General features: G+C 68.2%; 12 protein-coding genes. 8 read left to right on the top strand and 4 right to left on the bottom strand.

Features of this window, described 5'->3' with window-relative positions:
- The first annotated feature begins 18 nt into the window (after window positions 1-18).
- Window positions 19-1,191 (top strand): hypothetical protein, encoded by a 1,173-nt coding sequence (locus tag EV186_RS18445; protein WP_133850564.1) that lies wholly within the window; start codon window positions 19-21, stop codon window positions 1,189-1,191.
- A gap of 191 nt (window positions 1,192-1,382) precedes the next feature.
- Here the strand turns inward: EV186_RS18445 and EV186_RS18440 are convergent, their stop codons facing one another.
- Window positions 1,383-1,649, bottom strand: a complete 267-nt coding sequence (locus EV186_RS18440; protein ID WP_133850563.1) for a DUF2631 domain-containing protein — start codon at window positions 1,647-1,649, stop codon at window positions 1,383-1,385.
- A gap of 90 nt (window positions 1,650-1,739) precedes the next feature.
- Between EV186_RS18440 and dxr the strand changes: the two genes are divergently transcribed.
- A complete protein-coding gene (gene dxr, locus EV186_RS18435; protein WP_243754133.1) occupies window positions 1,740-2,960 on the top strand; it encodes a 1-deoxy-D-xylulose-5-phosphate reductoisomerase in 1,221 nt (406 codons plus the stop codon).
- 1 nt (window position 2,961) lies between these two features.
- Window positions 2,962-4,185 carry a M50 family metallopeptidase gene (locus EV186_RS18430; protein WP_133850561.1) on the top strand — a complete coding sequence of 408 codons (1,224 nt, stop codon included), beginning with the start codon at window positions 2,962-2,964 and terminating at the stop codon, window positions 4,183-4,185.
- Window positions 4,186-4,225: 40 nt separating this feature from the next.
- On the opposite strand, the gene EV186_RS18425 is transcribed toward EV186_RS18430, so the two are convergent.
- On the bottom strand, window positions 4,226-4,582 hold the full coding sequence (locus EV186_RS18425) for a hypothetical protein (protein WP_133850560.1): 357 nt from the start codon (window positions 4,580-4,582) through the stop codon (window positions 4,226-4,228).
- Window positions 4,583-5,420: 838 nt separating this feature from the next.
- Here EV186_RS18425 and ispG point away from each other — a divergent pair.
- Genes ispG through map form a run of 4 tightly spaced genes read left to right on the top strand, consistent with a single transcriptional unit; the run spans window position 5,421 to window position 10,202 of the window.
- Entirely contained in the window at window positions 5,421-6,581 is a 1,161-nt protein-coding gene (ispG, locus tag EV186_RS18420) for a flavodoxin-dependent (E)-4-hydroxy-3-methylbut-2-enyl-diphosphate synthase (RefSeq protein ID WP_133851336.1), read from the top strand.
- A gap of 48 nt (window positions 6,582-6,629) precedes the next feature.
- Entirely contained in the window at window positions 6,630-7,484 is an 855-nt protein-coding gene (locus EV186_RS18415) for a GNAT family N-acetyltransferase (protein WP_133850559.1), read from the top strand.
- Between the two features lie 19 nt (window positions 7,485-7,503).
- Window positions 7,504-9,297 carry a penicillin-binding transpeptidase domain-containing protein gene (locus tag EV186_RS18410; protein ID WP_133850558.1) on the top strand — a complete coding sequence of 598 codons (1,794 nt, stop codon included), beginning with the start codon at window positions 7,504-7,506 and terminating at the stop codon, window positions 9,295-9,297.
- A gap of 47 nt (window positions 9,298-9,344) precedes the next feature.
- A complete protein-coding gene (map, locus tag EV186_RS18405) occupies window positions 9,345-10,202 on the top strand; it encodes a type I methionyl aminopeptidase (protein ID WP_133850557.1) in 858 nt (285 codons plus the stop codon).
- 47 nt (window positions 10,203-10,249) lie between these two features.
- Here the strand turns inward: map and EV186_RS18400 are convergent, their stop codons facing one another.
- The gene (locus EV186_RS18400) at window positions 10,250-10,957 is read right to left on the bottom strand and encodes a hypothetical protein (protein WP_133850556.1); all 708 of its coding nucleotides are present in this window, start codon (window positions 10,955-10,957) and stop codon (window positions 10,250-10,252) included.
- 49 nt (window positions 10,958-11,006) lie between these two features.
- Between EV186_RS18400 and EV186_RS18395 the strand changes: the two genes are divergently transcribed.
- Window positions 11,007-12,575 carry a cobyric acid synthase gene (locus EV186_RS18395; protein ID WP_243754132.1) on the top strand — a complete coding sequence of 523 codons (1,569 nt, stop codon included), beginning with the start codon at window positions 11,007-11,009 and terminating at the stop codon, window positions 12,573-12,575.
- Here the strand turns inward: EV186_RS18395 and EV186_RS18390 are convergent.
- On the bottom strand, window positions 12,532-13,818 hold the full coding sequence (locus tag EV186_RS18390) for a cytochrome P450 family protein (RefSeq protein WP_133850555.1): 1,287 nt from the start codon (window positions 13,816-13,818) through the stop codon (window positions 12,532-12,534). The two genes, EV186_RS18395 and EV186_RS18390, sit on opposite strands and share 44 nt — an antisense overlap.
- Window positions 13,819-13,950: the final 132 nt, after the last annotated feature.

Below are 13,950 nucleotides of genomic sequence, written 5' to 3'. Positions count from 1 at the left end.
CAGGGGAGGGACGGTCTGATGACATCGTCGGAGCGGGCACAGCTGACATTGGTGACCGTCTGCGCCTTCGCGTTGACGATCTTGCTTGGCGCGCTGTTCGGCTGGCCGGGATGGCTGTGGATCCTGCCTGGTGCGGCGCTCGTGGGCGCGCTGGTCATGCTGCACAACATGCTCGCGGTACGGGCGGCCCGCGAGCAGGGGCTGTACCGCGATCTCGCTGCCGCACGACGTCCCGAGGCGCCGCCCCCGCTGCCCCTTGAGCAACCAGCGCACTTCGAGCAGTGCCCGCTGCCAGAAACCCAGCTGCCAAGCGCTACTCCCGACTATGACTTTCTCTTCTCCGCCACCGTGTGGTGGCGTCCAGGTCCGCGTGCGGCGACGGCGCCAAGAGCGAATCTGCCTGCCAAAGCGATGGCAGCGCTGGTTGAGCGCGCGCTCCCCATCGTTGCTCGTGAACGGCCTGAGGATTGGCCGGTGGTGCGCTACCGCCTCGCCGATCAGCTCGGCGAGTTCCACCAGGATCCGGCAGGCGTGGTGGAGGTGTCAGCGGCGGACGTCAGCCTCAAGTTGGACGCCAAGGACGCCGCTCGGTTGGCGTCGTTCTCGGACACCCGCAAGGATTCCGAGGTTTGGCAGTACGAGCGCAGCCACACGGAGGACAAGCGCCGCTACTACCACGAGAACGTGTTCCACGATGCGGGTTCAGCGGTGGTCTGGTGGCTGATCAAGCAGGATGACAACGTCCGCCGGACCGTGGATGACATGCAGGCGCTCGCCGAGTTGGCAGCGGCAGCGAAGAACGAGGGATTCCTGCTGTCGCAGTCGAACGGTGTCAACGGGAACCACGCTCCGGCAGCGGCCGAAGACGTGGTCGGTGCGACAGAACGCCTGATGGACATCATCGGCCTGACACCGGACAGCGACGCGCGGACTCCCTTCGTCGATCGTCTCGTTCGGTACATGCGAGCGGCGGGCAAGGTCGAGGAAGCTGATCGCCTGCAAGAGAGGTTCGACCTGCTGGCGCCGGAGCCACCACAGTGGACCCCGCCCGACGCAGATGACGGCACGACGGAGAACGGTGGCGGCGACGTCAACGAAGCGAGGGTCGTCGCGGCGGTACCGCTCACGACCGCGCCAGCGCCACCGGAAGGTCGTCCGCCGTCGTCCTGGCCTGCCGAGGACGAAGGTTAGCCGTACCGAGAGCTAGACCGGGTTGGGACTGCTCACTATTGGGCGTGGCCTGGTCAAGGTCAGGTCAGAAGCTGGACATCAGCGCTCGAGCGGCCCATCCGGGTGTTCACTCACAAGTGCGCTGCTGTGTCGAGGGGTAACAGCAGACGGCTGGTGTGCAGGCCGCCCGCGTTCCGCACGGGGCGCGGGCGCTATCGGCGCCAGGAGGTGCGGCGGCGGTGGATGAACCAGCCGACGCCGAGCAGCAGGAGCACGCCGATGAGGATCAGGTAGGCGTTCTCGGTGTGCCCGCGGTGGTTGCCGATCAGGAACGCGAACATGACGAGGCCGACGAAGATGCCGGCGCCGGCGGTGGCCTTGGGGAACGAACCGTGCCAGCCCCAGTCGACCGACGGCTCTTCCTCCGGGTCCACGGCAGGCACGTTCGCCTTGCGCTTCTCGATCTCCGAGCTCGCCACGGACTCCTCCTGAACGCAACACCGATCCTGCGGCGCCCATGGTGTCACAGCGCGCGAACGCCGACAGCACGGGCTGGAAGAATGCGGGTGATGACACACGACAGCTCGCAACGCTCCCTGCTGCTGCTCGGCTCGACCGGCTCGATCGGGGTCCAGGCACTCGACGTGGTGCGTGCCAACCCCGACAAGTTCCGCGTCAAAGGGCTCGCGGCGGGCGGTTCCGACCCCGCGACGATCGCCGCGCAGGCGCTCGAGTTCGGCGTGGACGCGATCGCCATCGCCAAGGCGACCGCCGCCGAGGACGTGCAGCTCGCGCTCTACGCCCAAGCCCAGAAGGCCGGATACGACCGCGGCGAGTTCCGCCTGCCGCGCCTCTACACCGGCCCGGACGCGGTGCTCGAGCTGATCGACAACGTCCCGGTCGACATGGTGCTCAACGGCATCACCGGCTCGGTCGGGCTTGCGCCTACCCTGCGTGCCCTGCAGACCGGCGCCTTGCTGGCCCTGGCCAACAAGGAGTCGCTGATCGCCGGGGGCGCGCTCGTGCTCGACGCCGCCAAGCCCGGCCAGTTGATCGCCGTCGACTCCGAGCACTCCGCGATGGCGCAGTGCCTGCGCGGCGGCCGCGCCGACGAGGTCGACCGGCTCGTGCTGACCGCGTCCGGCGGCCCGTTCCGCGGGCGGAAGCGAGCCGAACTGGCCGGTGTCACCGTCGCGCAGGCGCTCGCGCACCCCAACTGGGACATGGGCAACGTCATCACGATCAACTCGGCGACCCTGGTCAACAAGGGGCTCGAGCTGATCGAGGCGCACCTGCTCTACGGCACGCCGTACGACCGCATCGACGTCGTCGTGCACCCGCAGTCGATCGTGCACTCGATGGTCACCTTCGTCGACGGCTCGACGCTGGCCCAGGCGAGCCCGCCGGACATGCGGCTGCCGATCGCCCTGGCCATGAACTGGCCCCACCGCGTGCCCGGCGCCGCCGCCGCGTGCCGCTGGAACACCCCGTCGGCCTGGACCTTCGAACCGGTGGACAACGAGACGTTCCCGGCCGTCGAGCTGGCGCGGCACGCCGGGTCGGTCGGCGGGTGCCTGCCGGCGATCTACAACGCCGCCAACGAGGAGGCGCTGGCCTCGTTCGTCGCTTCGAACACCACCTTTACCGACATCGTGGACACTGTTGCGCAGGTGCTCGAAGCGGCGGACGAATGGCGGACCGCCCCGGGCAGCGTCGCCGAGGTGCTCGAAGCCGAGCGGTGGGCACGGGCGAAAGCGCACGAGTACCTGGTCGTGGCGGGAAAGGACTGACGTGGTCGCCTACATCTTCGGGGTCGTGCTGTTCGCGATCGGCATCTGCTTGTCGGTGGCGTTGCACGAGGCGGGCCACATGTTCGCCGCCAAGGCCTTCGGCATGAAGGTGCGGCGCTACTTCATCGGCTTCGGGCCGAAGATCTGGTCGTTCAAGCGCGGTGAGACCGAGTACGGCCTCAAGGCCATCCCGCTCGGCGGGTTCTGCGACATCGTCGGCATGACCGCCATGGACGAGGTCACGCCGGAAGAGCTGCCGCGCGCGATGTACCGGTTCCCCGCGTGGAAGCGGGTCGTGGTGATGGTGGCGGGCATCGTCACCCAGTTCATCCTCGGCCTGATCATCCTGTACTTGATGGCCGTGACCATGGGGCTGCCGAACCTCACCGGCAAACCCACCATCAGCGGCACCGACTGCGCCGCGGCCAGCCAGAACCCGAAGTACTTCGACTACTCGCCCTGCACCGCAGCCGATCCGTCGCCCGCCGCGCAGGCGGGCATGAAGCCCGGCGACACGATCGTCTCGGTCAACGGCAAGCCGACCCCCGCGTGGACCGACGTGGTCACCACCACGCAGGACCTGCGCGGCACGGTCCCGTTCGTGGTCGACCGGGACGGCCAGCAGCTGACCCTGCAGGTCAACGTCGCGACCGTGCAGCGGGTCACCTCGGACGCCAAGTACGGGGCGGACGGCAACAAGCTGGCCGAGGTGGGCGCGATCGGCGTGAAGAGCACGCCGACGTTCCACTACGGCGTCGTGAGCGGCATCGGCGGCACCGCCACATTTACGGGTGACATGCTGGTCCGAACGTGGCAAGGCTTGATCAACTTCCCGAAGAAGATCCCCGCGGTGGTGCGCGCGATCGGTGGCGAGACCAACGACCCCGAGCGTCCGGTCAGCGTGGTCGGCGCCAGCCGCATCGGCGGCGAGGCGGTCGAAGCGGGGATCTGGTCGCTGTTCCTGCTGCTCCTGGCCAGCCTGAACTTCTTCATGGGCCTGTTCAACCTGCTGCCGCTGCTGCCGCTGGACGGCGGGCACATCGCGATCACGTTGTACGAGAAGGTCCGCAACTGGTTGCGCAAGCTGCGCGGCCTGCCCGCGGGCGGTCCGGTCGACTACACGAAGCTGACCACGATAACGATGGTCGTCGTCTTCCTGGGCGGCGCGGTTGTGCTGCTCACGGTCACGGCGGACATCGTGAACCCGATCCGACTACCACAGTAGGTTCTACCATGCCAGCCGGACCGGAAAGTAGGATCATTACTCACACTTCTTCGGTAGCCGCCACCACCAGTCGCGCTTCTGGGTTGAGATGGTAGCCGTCTTTGTCCCGTTGAATCAGCGGCACATATCCAAATGCTTCAGCGAACTGATTGGCGCGAAACAAGGCGTGCTGAACTTCGTGAGCGGTTGTGCCACCAAGCTCATCGGCTAGATCTTGCTCATTACATGGCTTGTCGTGCCGCGCGAGCACCTTCACAGTGGCTTCCCCCGGTTTGGGAAGGCTTCGTATCAATATCTCGGCATCGATGACAACCGGATCCGCGCTTGGCGCCTTATGTAGATTTCGGACCCACTTCCTTGTCGGATCGGCCGCGGGATTGAATACGAAGGCGCTCATCAGGTCAAGCCGGTGGGTTCATGAGGCATGCGGCGTCGCCGTTGCCGAGCTGCCTGCCGTCGGAGTGACGTAGCACTGTGACAACCACCTCGTATCTGTTGTATGACCACCCTGTGTGATCAGTGTACGTCGAACTGCTCCAACTGCCGGTCGAGCTTGTATTCAGGGTCGTGTTGCTGGCCTTCCAAAAGTTGCCATCTCTATAGATCGCTAGCCTGATATCGATGGCCGTGCTTCGAGGGTATTCGACCGCCCAGGTCTTATAGATAATGTATGGTCCATAACTGTCTCCAGGGGACTTGCATTTAATGTCTGCCCAGGTGTCGTACAACGTCTGCGTACTCGCAGGGCTGGCTAACGCGATTTCAGCTGGGGCCCCGGCCAGTAGCGTTAAGCAAAAAAGTGCAACTATAAGTCGTCGAAACATTCACTCAGGTTCTCACCTGCGGGCCGCTTCTTCAAGATGTGACAGCACTTTCACCGTACAGGACTAGCCGAGGTGATGTCTGCACGATCAATCGAAACTAATTTCTGTTACAAATTGTAATGCCCTTGCACTCTTCATTGCTACGATCTGTGAGGCGGATTTAGCGCATGCTCTCCGGCCCGACTGCTGAGGATGCCTGCTGAGCCCCACGGTGTTTATCGTCAATGCGATGTGGAAACTGATGGTCAGACCGTCCGGCGGCCCGGCTACGGACCGTCACTGGTTCTGTATGAACTTCACACGAATGTGGGCAACCGTCTTGATCCTGGTCACACTGAGCACGGGTCACCCGCGAAGGGGATGGCTTCGGCGGGTAGCGTTGGCGCCATGAGTGATGGCGTCCTGCTCGGTATGCCCGCCACGCCCCCGCCGGTCCTTGCGCCCAGGCGCAAGACCCGCCAGCTGATGGTCGGCCCGGTCGGCGTCGGCAGCGATCACCCGATCTCGGTGCAGTCGATGACGACGACGCTGACCTCGGACGTGAACGCGACCCTGCAGCAGATCGCGGAGCTGACCGCGGCCGGCTGCGACATCGTGCGCGTCGCGTGCCCGTCGGCCGACGACGCCGAGGCGCTGCCCGCGATCGCCCGCAAGTCGCAGATCCCGGTGATCGCCGACATCCACTTCCAGCCCAAGTACGTCTTCGCCGCGATCGAGGCCGGCTGCGCCGCGGTGCGCGTGAACCCGGGCAACATCCGCAAGTTCGACGACCAGGTCAAAGAGATCGCGCAGGCCGCGAAGGACCACGGCACGCCGATCCGGATCGGGGTCAACGCCGGCTCGCTGGACAAGCGCCTGCTGGAGAAGTACGGCAAGGCCACCCCGGAGGCGCTGGCCGAGTCGGCGCTGTGGGAGGCGTCGCTGTTCGCCGAGCACGACTTCCACGACCTCAAGATCTCGGTCAAGCACAACGACCCGGTCGTGATGATCCGCGCCTACGAACTGCTCGCCGAGCAGTGCGACTACCCGCTGCACCTCGGCGTGACCGAGGCCGGCCCGGCGTTCCAGGGCACGATCAAGTCCGCCGTCGCCTTCGGCGCCCTGCTCCGGCAGGGCATCGGCGACACGATCCGCGTGTCGCTGTCCGCGCCGCCGGTCGAAGAGGTCAAGGTCGGCGCGCAGATCCTGCAGTCGCTGAACCTGCGCCCGCGCAAGCTCGAGATCGTCTCCTGCCCGTCCTGCGGGCGCGCCCAGGTCGACGTCTACAAGCTCGCCGACGAGGTCACCGCCGGTCTGGACGGGCTCACCGTGCCGCTGCGCGTGGCCGTGATGGGCTGCGTCGTCAACGGCCCCGGCGAGGCCCGCGAGGCCGACCTGGGTGTGGCGTCGGGCAACGGCAAGGGCCAGATCTTCGTCAAGGGCCAGGTCGTCAAGACCGTCCCCGAGGCGCAGATCGTCGAGACCCTGATCGAAGAGGCGATGCGCATCGCCGAGGAGATGGGCGAGCCGGTCGACGCCGACGGCACGAATGGCACGAATGGCACGGCGAAGCCAACCGTTACCGTCTCCTGACCGCATCGCATTTGGCGCTGCGTGGCCGTAATCTGGCACGCTGTGCATGTGTTGCGCCTTGCCGGAGCGCGGCTGCTCGATGATCGGGATCGTCAGGCGGTGGCGGCTGTCCTCGCCGCCGACCCTGTCGCGTCCTGCATGGTCGCCGCACGCGTTGAGGCCGCGGGGGTCGACCCCTGGCGGCTCGGTGGTGAGCTCTGGGGCTACGACGAACGGCCGGGCCGCTGGGCCCGTCTGGACGCCCTGTGCTTCGCCGGACCGAACCTCATCCCGTTGACGGGTGGGCGAGCCGCACTGCGTTCGTTCGCCGACCGCGCGCTGCGCAAGCGCCGGTCCTGCTCGTCGCTGGTCGGCCCGGCCGAGCAGGTGCTCGGCCTGTGGGAGGAACTGCGCGGCGACTGGGGCCCGGCCCGCGAGGTGCGCGAGGACCAGCCGCTGATGGCCGCGGGCAAGCCGCCGCTCGTCCGGCCCGACCCGCACGTGCGCCAGGTCCGCCCGGAAGAGCTCGACCGCTACCTGCCGGCCGCGGTGGCCATGTTCATCGAAGAGGTCGGCATCGACCCGCGCACCGGCGACGGCGGTGCCGGGTACCGGGCGCGGGTGGCCGAACTGATCGCCAGTGGACGGGCGTTCGCACGCTTCGACCGCGGCGAGGTGGTGTTCAAGGCCGAGGTCGGCTCGCTTTCCACCACCGTCGGCCAGATCCAGGGCGTGTGGGTGCACCCGGACCGGCGCGGGCAGGGGCTGGGTGCCACCGGGACGGCTGCCGTGGTCGAGCGGCTGGTGAGCGGCATGGGCCGCACGGCGAGCCTCTACGTCAACGGTTACAACGCCGTGGCGCGCGCCGTGTACGACCGCGTGGGCTTCACCCAGGTCGGCAAGTACGCAACGGTGCTGTTCTGAGGTCGGGCATACTCGCGCGGTGCGTCTCACCCGCGGTCTTGTCGCTGTCGCCCTGGTTCTGCCGCTCGCGGGTTGCGGGCTGTTCTCCGACGATTCCGGCGCCCAGGATGCCGCGAACAAGTTCCTGACCACGTTCGCCGCCGGTGACGACGCGGGCGCGGCGAAGCTGACCGACGGCGGCGATTCGGCACGCAGGCTGATGGATTCGGTCCGGGCCAGCCTGAAACCGGCCAAGATCACCACGAAGCTCGGCCAGGTGGACACGGCCGACGGCGGCTCGTCGGCCTCGGCGACGTTCACCGTCACCTGGGACCTCGGCAGCGGCCGCCTGTGGACCTACGACGGCCACTTCGACCTGGCCAAGAACGGCGACGCGTGGCAGGTGCACTGGGCGCCGACCGTGCTGCACCCGCAGCTCGGCGCGCAGCAGACGATCACGTTGCACGACGAGCAGCCCGAGGCGGCCCCGGTGCTCGACCGCGACGGCAAGGTGTTGATCGAGCCGATGCGCGTGGTGTCGGTGGTGGTGGACGGCAAGGCCGCGGGTGACCTGAACAAGGTGGCCGGCGGTCTGGCCAGCGTGCTCAAGCGGTTCGACAAGACCATCACCCAGAAGTCCATTGTGGATGGAGTGAAGAAGTCCGGCGGCCACTACCAGGTGATCTCGTTGCGGGACAACGACTACAAGTCGGTCAAGTCACGCATCTACGACCTGCCGGGGGTGGTGTTCCCCTCCTCGACCCGGCTGCTGGCCGTGGACAAGAAGCTCGCGCCGGTGCTGCTGGGCCAGATCCGCGCGCTCGTCGACAAGCAACTGACCGGGCAGGCCGGCTGGCGCGTCACCATCAACAACAGCACCGGCACGGAGGTGCAGGAGCTGTTCAGCAAGCCTGTGCAGCCCGCGCAGGCGATGACGCTGACGATCAGCACCAAGTACCAGAAGGCGGCCGAGGCGGCTCTGGCCAAGCAGCCGCAGAAGGGCATGATCGTCGCCATTCAGCCCTCCACCGGTGAGGTGCTGGCCGTCGCGCAGAACACCAAGGCCGACAAGGACGGGCTCCCGGCGCTGTCCGGCCGCTACCCGCCGGGTTCCACGTTCAAGATCATCACTGGCAGCGCGGCGCTGGGCAGCGGCATGGCCACTGCCAACAGCAAGCAGCCGTGCCCCGGCAAGATGACCATCGGCACCCGCGAGATCCCGAACAACAACGAGTTCGACAAGGGCACGATCCCGCTGCACGAGGCGTTCGCCGTGTCCTGCAACACGACCTTCGCCAACCTCGCGTCGAAGATGCCCCCGAACCTGTTGTCCGACACGGCGTTGAAGTTCGGCCTCGGCGTCGACTACGTCATGTCGGGCGCGACGACGATCACCGGGTCGGTGCCGCCCGCGACCGACGAGACCGAACGCGCCGAGGACGGCTTCGGCCAGGGCAAGGTCCTGGCCTCGCCGTTCGGCATGGCCCTGGTCGCGGCCACCGTCGAGTCGGGCAAGCTGCCGCTGCCGATCCTGGTGCGCGACACCAGGACCACTCAGAACGTGCCGGTGCAGCCGGTGGATCCCAAGGTCCTCGCCGCGATGCGCTCGATGATGCGCGAGGTGGTCACCAGCGGCCACGGCGCGACGATGAAGGACATCCCGAACTCCTACGGCAAGACCGGCACGGCCCAGTTCGGCGACGGCTCGCACGCGCACGGCTGGTTCGTCGGCTATGTCGGCGACATGGCGTTCGCCACGCTCCTGGTCGACTCCGGCACGTCGGGCAAGGCGGCGAACGCGGCGGCGCTGTTCGTCAAGGCGGCCAAGGGCTGACGGCATCCGGCCGCGACGCGGTCGGACGGCCAAGTACGGTGGGGGTCATGTCCGTTCGTGCCCCACTGACTGCCGGTGTGCAGACCCCGCGCCGGCCGGTTCCCGCGTCCATCCCGCGCCCCGAGTACGTCGACAAGCCGGCGCCGGCACGCAACACCGATCCGTGGGTGCAGCCGCCGGAGGTCATCGAGGCGATGCGCGTCGCGAGCCGCATCGCCGCGCAGGCCCTGCAGGCCGGCGGCGAAGCCGTGAAGCCGGGCGCGACGACGGACGACATCGACGCGGTCGTGCACGAGTTCCTGATCGACAACGGCGCCTACCCCTCGACGCTGGGCTACCGGGGCTTCCCCAAGTCGTGCTGCACGTCGTTGAACGAGGTCATCTGCCACGGCATCCCCGACTCGACGCCGATCGAGGACGGCGACATCGTCAACATCGACGTCACGGCGTACATCGGCGGTGTCCACGGCGACTGCAACGCGACGTTCCTGGCCGGTGACGTGGCCGAGGAGAACAAGCTGCTGGTCGAGCGCACCCACGAGGCGACGATGCGCGCGATCAAGGCGGTGAAGCCGGGCCGCTCGCTGAGCGTGATCGGCCGGGTGATCGAGGCCTACGCGAAGCGCTTCGGCTACGGGGTGGTCCGCGACTTCACCGGCCACGGCATCGGCCGGTCGTTCCACAGCGGCCTGGTCATCCTGCACTACGACCAGCCCAACGTCACCGAGGTCATCCAGCCCGGCATGACGTTCACCATCGAGCCCATGATCACCCTGGGCACCATCGACTACGACATCTGGGACGACAACTGGACGGTTACCACCAAGGACAAGAAGTGGACCGCCCAGTTCGAACACACCCTGGTCGTCACCGACGACGGCGCGGAGATCCTGACCTTGCCGTGAAGCCCTGAATGTCCCATTCGGGGCGCTGAGCGTCCTCAATGGGACATTCAGCGCAGTTCGGTGAGGACCTCCAGGACGGCCACCGCGACGGGGTCCGGCGCGGTGGCGGTGGCCAGGTGGTCCAACGCCAGGCGCCGCACCGGCCAGCCGAGCGCGCTCGCCTCGTCGGCGTCCTTGGCGTAGGCCTCCGACAACGCCACGTATCCCGCGGGACCTGGCCACGGGACCTCCGGCCGCGGCTCCTTCAGGAACGCCAACGGCACCTCGGGTGCCTCGTCGACGATCTCCGCGCGCAGCTCCTCGTCGGGTAGCAGCGCCGCCAGTTCCGCGGGGTCCCACCACTGCGGCCAGCGGGGCAGTTGCCCTTCGTGGGCCAGCTCGCGCATCTGCTTGTACAGCGCGGCAGGCACGGTCTCGCGCCACGTGCGGCCGGGCGTCGGTAGCCCGGCATCGACGAACACCAGCGCGCTGACCGCGAGCTCGAGGTCGTCGAGCGCGTCGGCGAAGGCGGGCAGCAACGGTCCGGCGGCACTGTGCCCGGCGAGCACGACCGGGCCGGCCAGCTGGGCATCCCCGATCGCGTCGTCGAACGCGCCGATCAGCCGCTGGTGCACCGGCGGGGCCACCACACTGGGCCGCAGGTCGAGCAGCACCGCGGGGTGCCCGAGCCCGGCGAGCGCGTCCGCGAGCGGGCGCAGGCTCGACGGCCCGAGGAACGGGCTGTGCACCAGGAGCGTGGTGATGGGCGCACTCATGACGGGGATGATGGCAGCCCAAGGGTGTGGTCGGCGAGAGGTGACACGGGTGGCAGGCGCGCTTCTGATCGCCGGGACGTCGTCGGACGCGGGCAAGAGCGTCCTGGTCGCGGGCCTGTGCCGGTGGCTGGCGCAACGCGGGGTGCGGGTGGCCCCGTTCAAGGCCCAGAACATGTCCAACAACTCCGTCGTCACCCCGGATGGCGGCGAGATCGGCCGCGCACAGGCGATGCAGGCGGCCGCGGCCGGCCTGGAGCCCAGCGTCCGCTTCAACCCCGTGCTGCTCAAACCCAGCGCGGGCAACGACGCGCAGGTCGTGGTCCTGGGCAAACCCACGGGCACGGTCAGCGCGCTTTCCTACGCCGAACGCAAGACCGCGCTCATGGACGTCGTGCTCGACACCCTCGCCGGGCTGCGCGCCGAGTACGACGCGGTCATCTGCGAGGGCGCCGGGTCACCGGCCGAGATCAACCTGCGCAAGAACGACATCGCCAACATGGGGCTGGCCCGCGCCGCGAACCTGCCGGTCCTGGTGGTCGGCGACATCGACCGCGGCGGCGTCTTCGCCCACCTCTACGGCACCCTGGCCCTTCTGGACGCGGCGGATCAAGCACTGGTCTCCGGATTCGTGATCAACAAGTTCCGCGGCGACCGCTCCCTGCTGGCTCCGGGCCTCGACCAGTTGCGAGCGCTCACCGGACGGCCCGTGCTCGGCGTCCTGCCGTGGCGCGAGGAACTCTGGCTGGACGCCGAGGATTCGCTCTCCTACGCGGCCGACGGCGTCATCGGCCGGCCGGCGCCACCGGTCGGGGCGCAGTGGCTGCGGGTCGCGGTCGTGCGCCTGCCCAGGATCTCCAACGCGACGGACGTGGAAGCGCTCGCCTGCGAACCGGGCGTGAGCGTCCGCTTCGTCACCGACCCGTCCCGCGTCGAGGACGCCGACCTGGTCGTCCTGCCCGGCTCGAAGTCCACAGTGGACGATCTGAGGTGGTTGCGGGAGAACGGTCTCGCCGAGGCCATCCACGCCCACGTGCGAGCGGGCCGGCCCCTGCTCGGCATCTGCGGCGGCTACCAGATGCTGGCCGGGACCATCACCGACGAGGTGGAGTCGGGCGCCGGGGCCGTGCCCGGCCTCGGCCTGCTCGACGTGGACATCACGTTCGCCAAGACCAAGACACTGGCCAACCCGGTCGGCACCGCGTTCGGGCACGCGGCGACCGGCTACGAGATCCACCACGGTCAGGTCACCAGGCGTGGGGAGCTCGACCCGTTGATCACCACCGACGACGGCGACGAAGGTGCGCGCCACGGCCCGATCGCGGCCACGCACTGGCACGGCCTGCTCGAGAACGACGCCGTGCGCAAGGAGGTGTTGCGCTGGGCGGCGGACCTCGCGGGCCGGCAGTTCACCGTCGCCGGCACGGTCGCGTTCGCCGAGGTCCGTGCCGCCCAGCTGGACCTGCTCGCCGCGCTCGTCGCCGAGGACCTCGACACCGACGCCGTGCTGCGGCTGCTCGCCCGCGGCGCCCCCGGCGGCTTGGGTGGGGTTCCACCGGGGGCGCCGCGGGAGCCCCTCAGTCGTTCATCCGCAGGGGGAGCGTCACCAGCCCGTGCATGAGGGTGCTGTTCTTCCAGGCCAGTTCCTGCGGCGTCCCGGCCAGCTCCAGCCGCGGGTAGGTCCGCAGCAGCCGGTCCAGCCCGATCTCCACGAGCACGCGCCCCAGCGGCGCACCGACGCAGCGGTGGACACCGTGCCCGAAGGCGAGGTTGCCGGTGAGCTTGCGGGCGATGTCCAGCCGATCCGGGTCGGGGAACTTGGCCGGGTCGCGGTTGGCCGAACCGAGCGACAGCGCCAGGATCTCACCGGCCGGGATGGTCAGGCCGTCGAGCGCGATCTCCTCGGTGGTGAACCGGAACGTGCCGAGGCTGACCGCGCCGTCGTAGCGCAGCAGCTCCTCGACCGCGTCGTGCATCAGGCTCGGCTCGCTCAGCAGCAGGTGCAGCTGGTCGGGGTGCTTGAGCAGCGAGTACGTCCCGTTGCCCAGCATGTTCATGGTCGTCTCGTGGCCGGCGACCACGAGGATGAACATCATCGCGACCAGTTCGCCCTTGGTCAGCCGGTCGCCGTCGTCGCTGGCCTGCACGAGCGCGCTCAGCAGGTCCTCGCCCGGCGACTCGCGCTTCATGGCGATCAGCTTCTCGCTGTAGGCGATCACCTGGGCGGACGCGTTCTCCACCTCTTCGGCGCTGTGCCCGGAGCCGACGAGGGTGTTCACCCAGTCGCGGAACGGCGTGCGGTCCGATTCCGGCACGCCGATCAGCTCGGCGATCACGGTGCTCGACAGCGGCGCCGCGTACTCGTCGACCAGTTCGACCTTGTCGCGTCCGGCCATTCGGGCGAGCAGCTCGTCGGCGATTTGGCGGATGCGGGGCTTGAGCCGTTCGACCCGCTGGGTGGTGAACGCCGCGCCGACCAGTTTGCGCAACCGGGTGTGCACGGGCGGGTCGGTGTTGAGCATGTGCGCGGTCAGGTCGTCGTCGAATCCGCCGCCGCTCGGCTCTTCCGGTTCTTCCGGCTTTTCGCCGGTTTCCGCCGTTTCCGCCGTGGCTGGTTCCGGCGCGGGCGCACCGGAATGCTTGGCGAACATCTCGTTCACCCGGTGGCCGTCCTTGCTGATCCTCGGATCGGCGAGCAGCATGCGCACATCGTCGTAGCGGGTCACCAGCCACACCTTGACCCCGTGTGGCATCACGACTTCGCGGGCCGGGCCGTCCTCACGGAACCGCGCGTAGAGCTCCCACGGGTCGTGCATGAAGTCTTCGGCGAGTTTCTCGATCGGCGTGACCGTTTCCTGGCTCATCAAGTTCCTCCGGTCGGGCACAGCTTTCTCCCGCACTGGAGTGGAAAAATTCCAGCGCGTGACGATTAACGTTTGTTTCGCCGACGACAAGAATCGGCTGACTAGGCCATCCGAGTGAGCGGCGTCGCTGCT

The sequence above is a fragment of the Labedaea rhizosphaerae genome, from assembly GCF_004362825.1.
Classification (GTDB): Bacteria; Actinomycetota; Actinomycetes; order Mycobacteriales; family Pseudonocardiaceae; genus Labedaea; species Labedaea rhizosphaerae.
Note: the sequence above shows the minus strand (reverse complement) of the source record. Positions and strands in the feature narration are given on the sequence as shown.

Bases quoted from the DNA above. Each gene is read 5' to 3' on its own strand.
- EV186_RS18445 (WP_133850564.1), top strand. From the start codon at position 19: ATGACATCGTCGGAGCGGGCACAGCTGACATTGGTGACCGTCTGCGCC.
- dxr (WP_243754133.1), top strand. From the start codon at position 1,740: ATGACACACGACAGCTCGCAACGCTCCCTGCTGCTGCTCGGCTCGACC.
- EV186_RS18425 (WP_133850560.1), bottom strand. From the start codon at position 4,582: ATGAGCGCCTTCGTATTCAATCCCGCGGCCGATCCGACAAGGAAGTGG.
- ispG (WP_133851336.1), top strand. From the start codon at position 5,421: ATGCCCGCCACGCCCCCGCCGGTCCTTGCGCCCAGGCGCAAGACCCGC.
- map (WP_133850557.1), top strand. From the start codon at position 9,345: ATGTCCGTTCGTGCCCCACTGACTGCCGGTGTGCAGACCCCGCGCCGG.
- EV186_RS18400 (WP_133850556.1), bottom strand. From the start codon at position 10,957: ATGAGTGCGCCCATCACCACGCTCCTGGTGCACAGCCCGTTCCTCGGG.
- EV186_RS18390 (WP_133850555.1), bottom strand. From the start codon at position 13,818: ATGAGCCAGGAAACGGTCACGCCGATCGAGAAACTCGCCGAAGACTTC.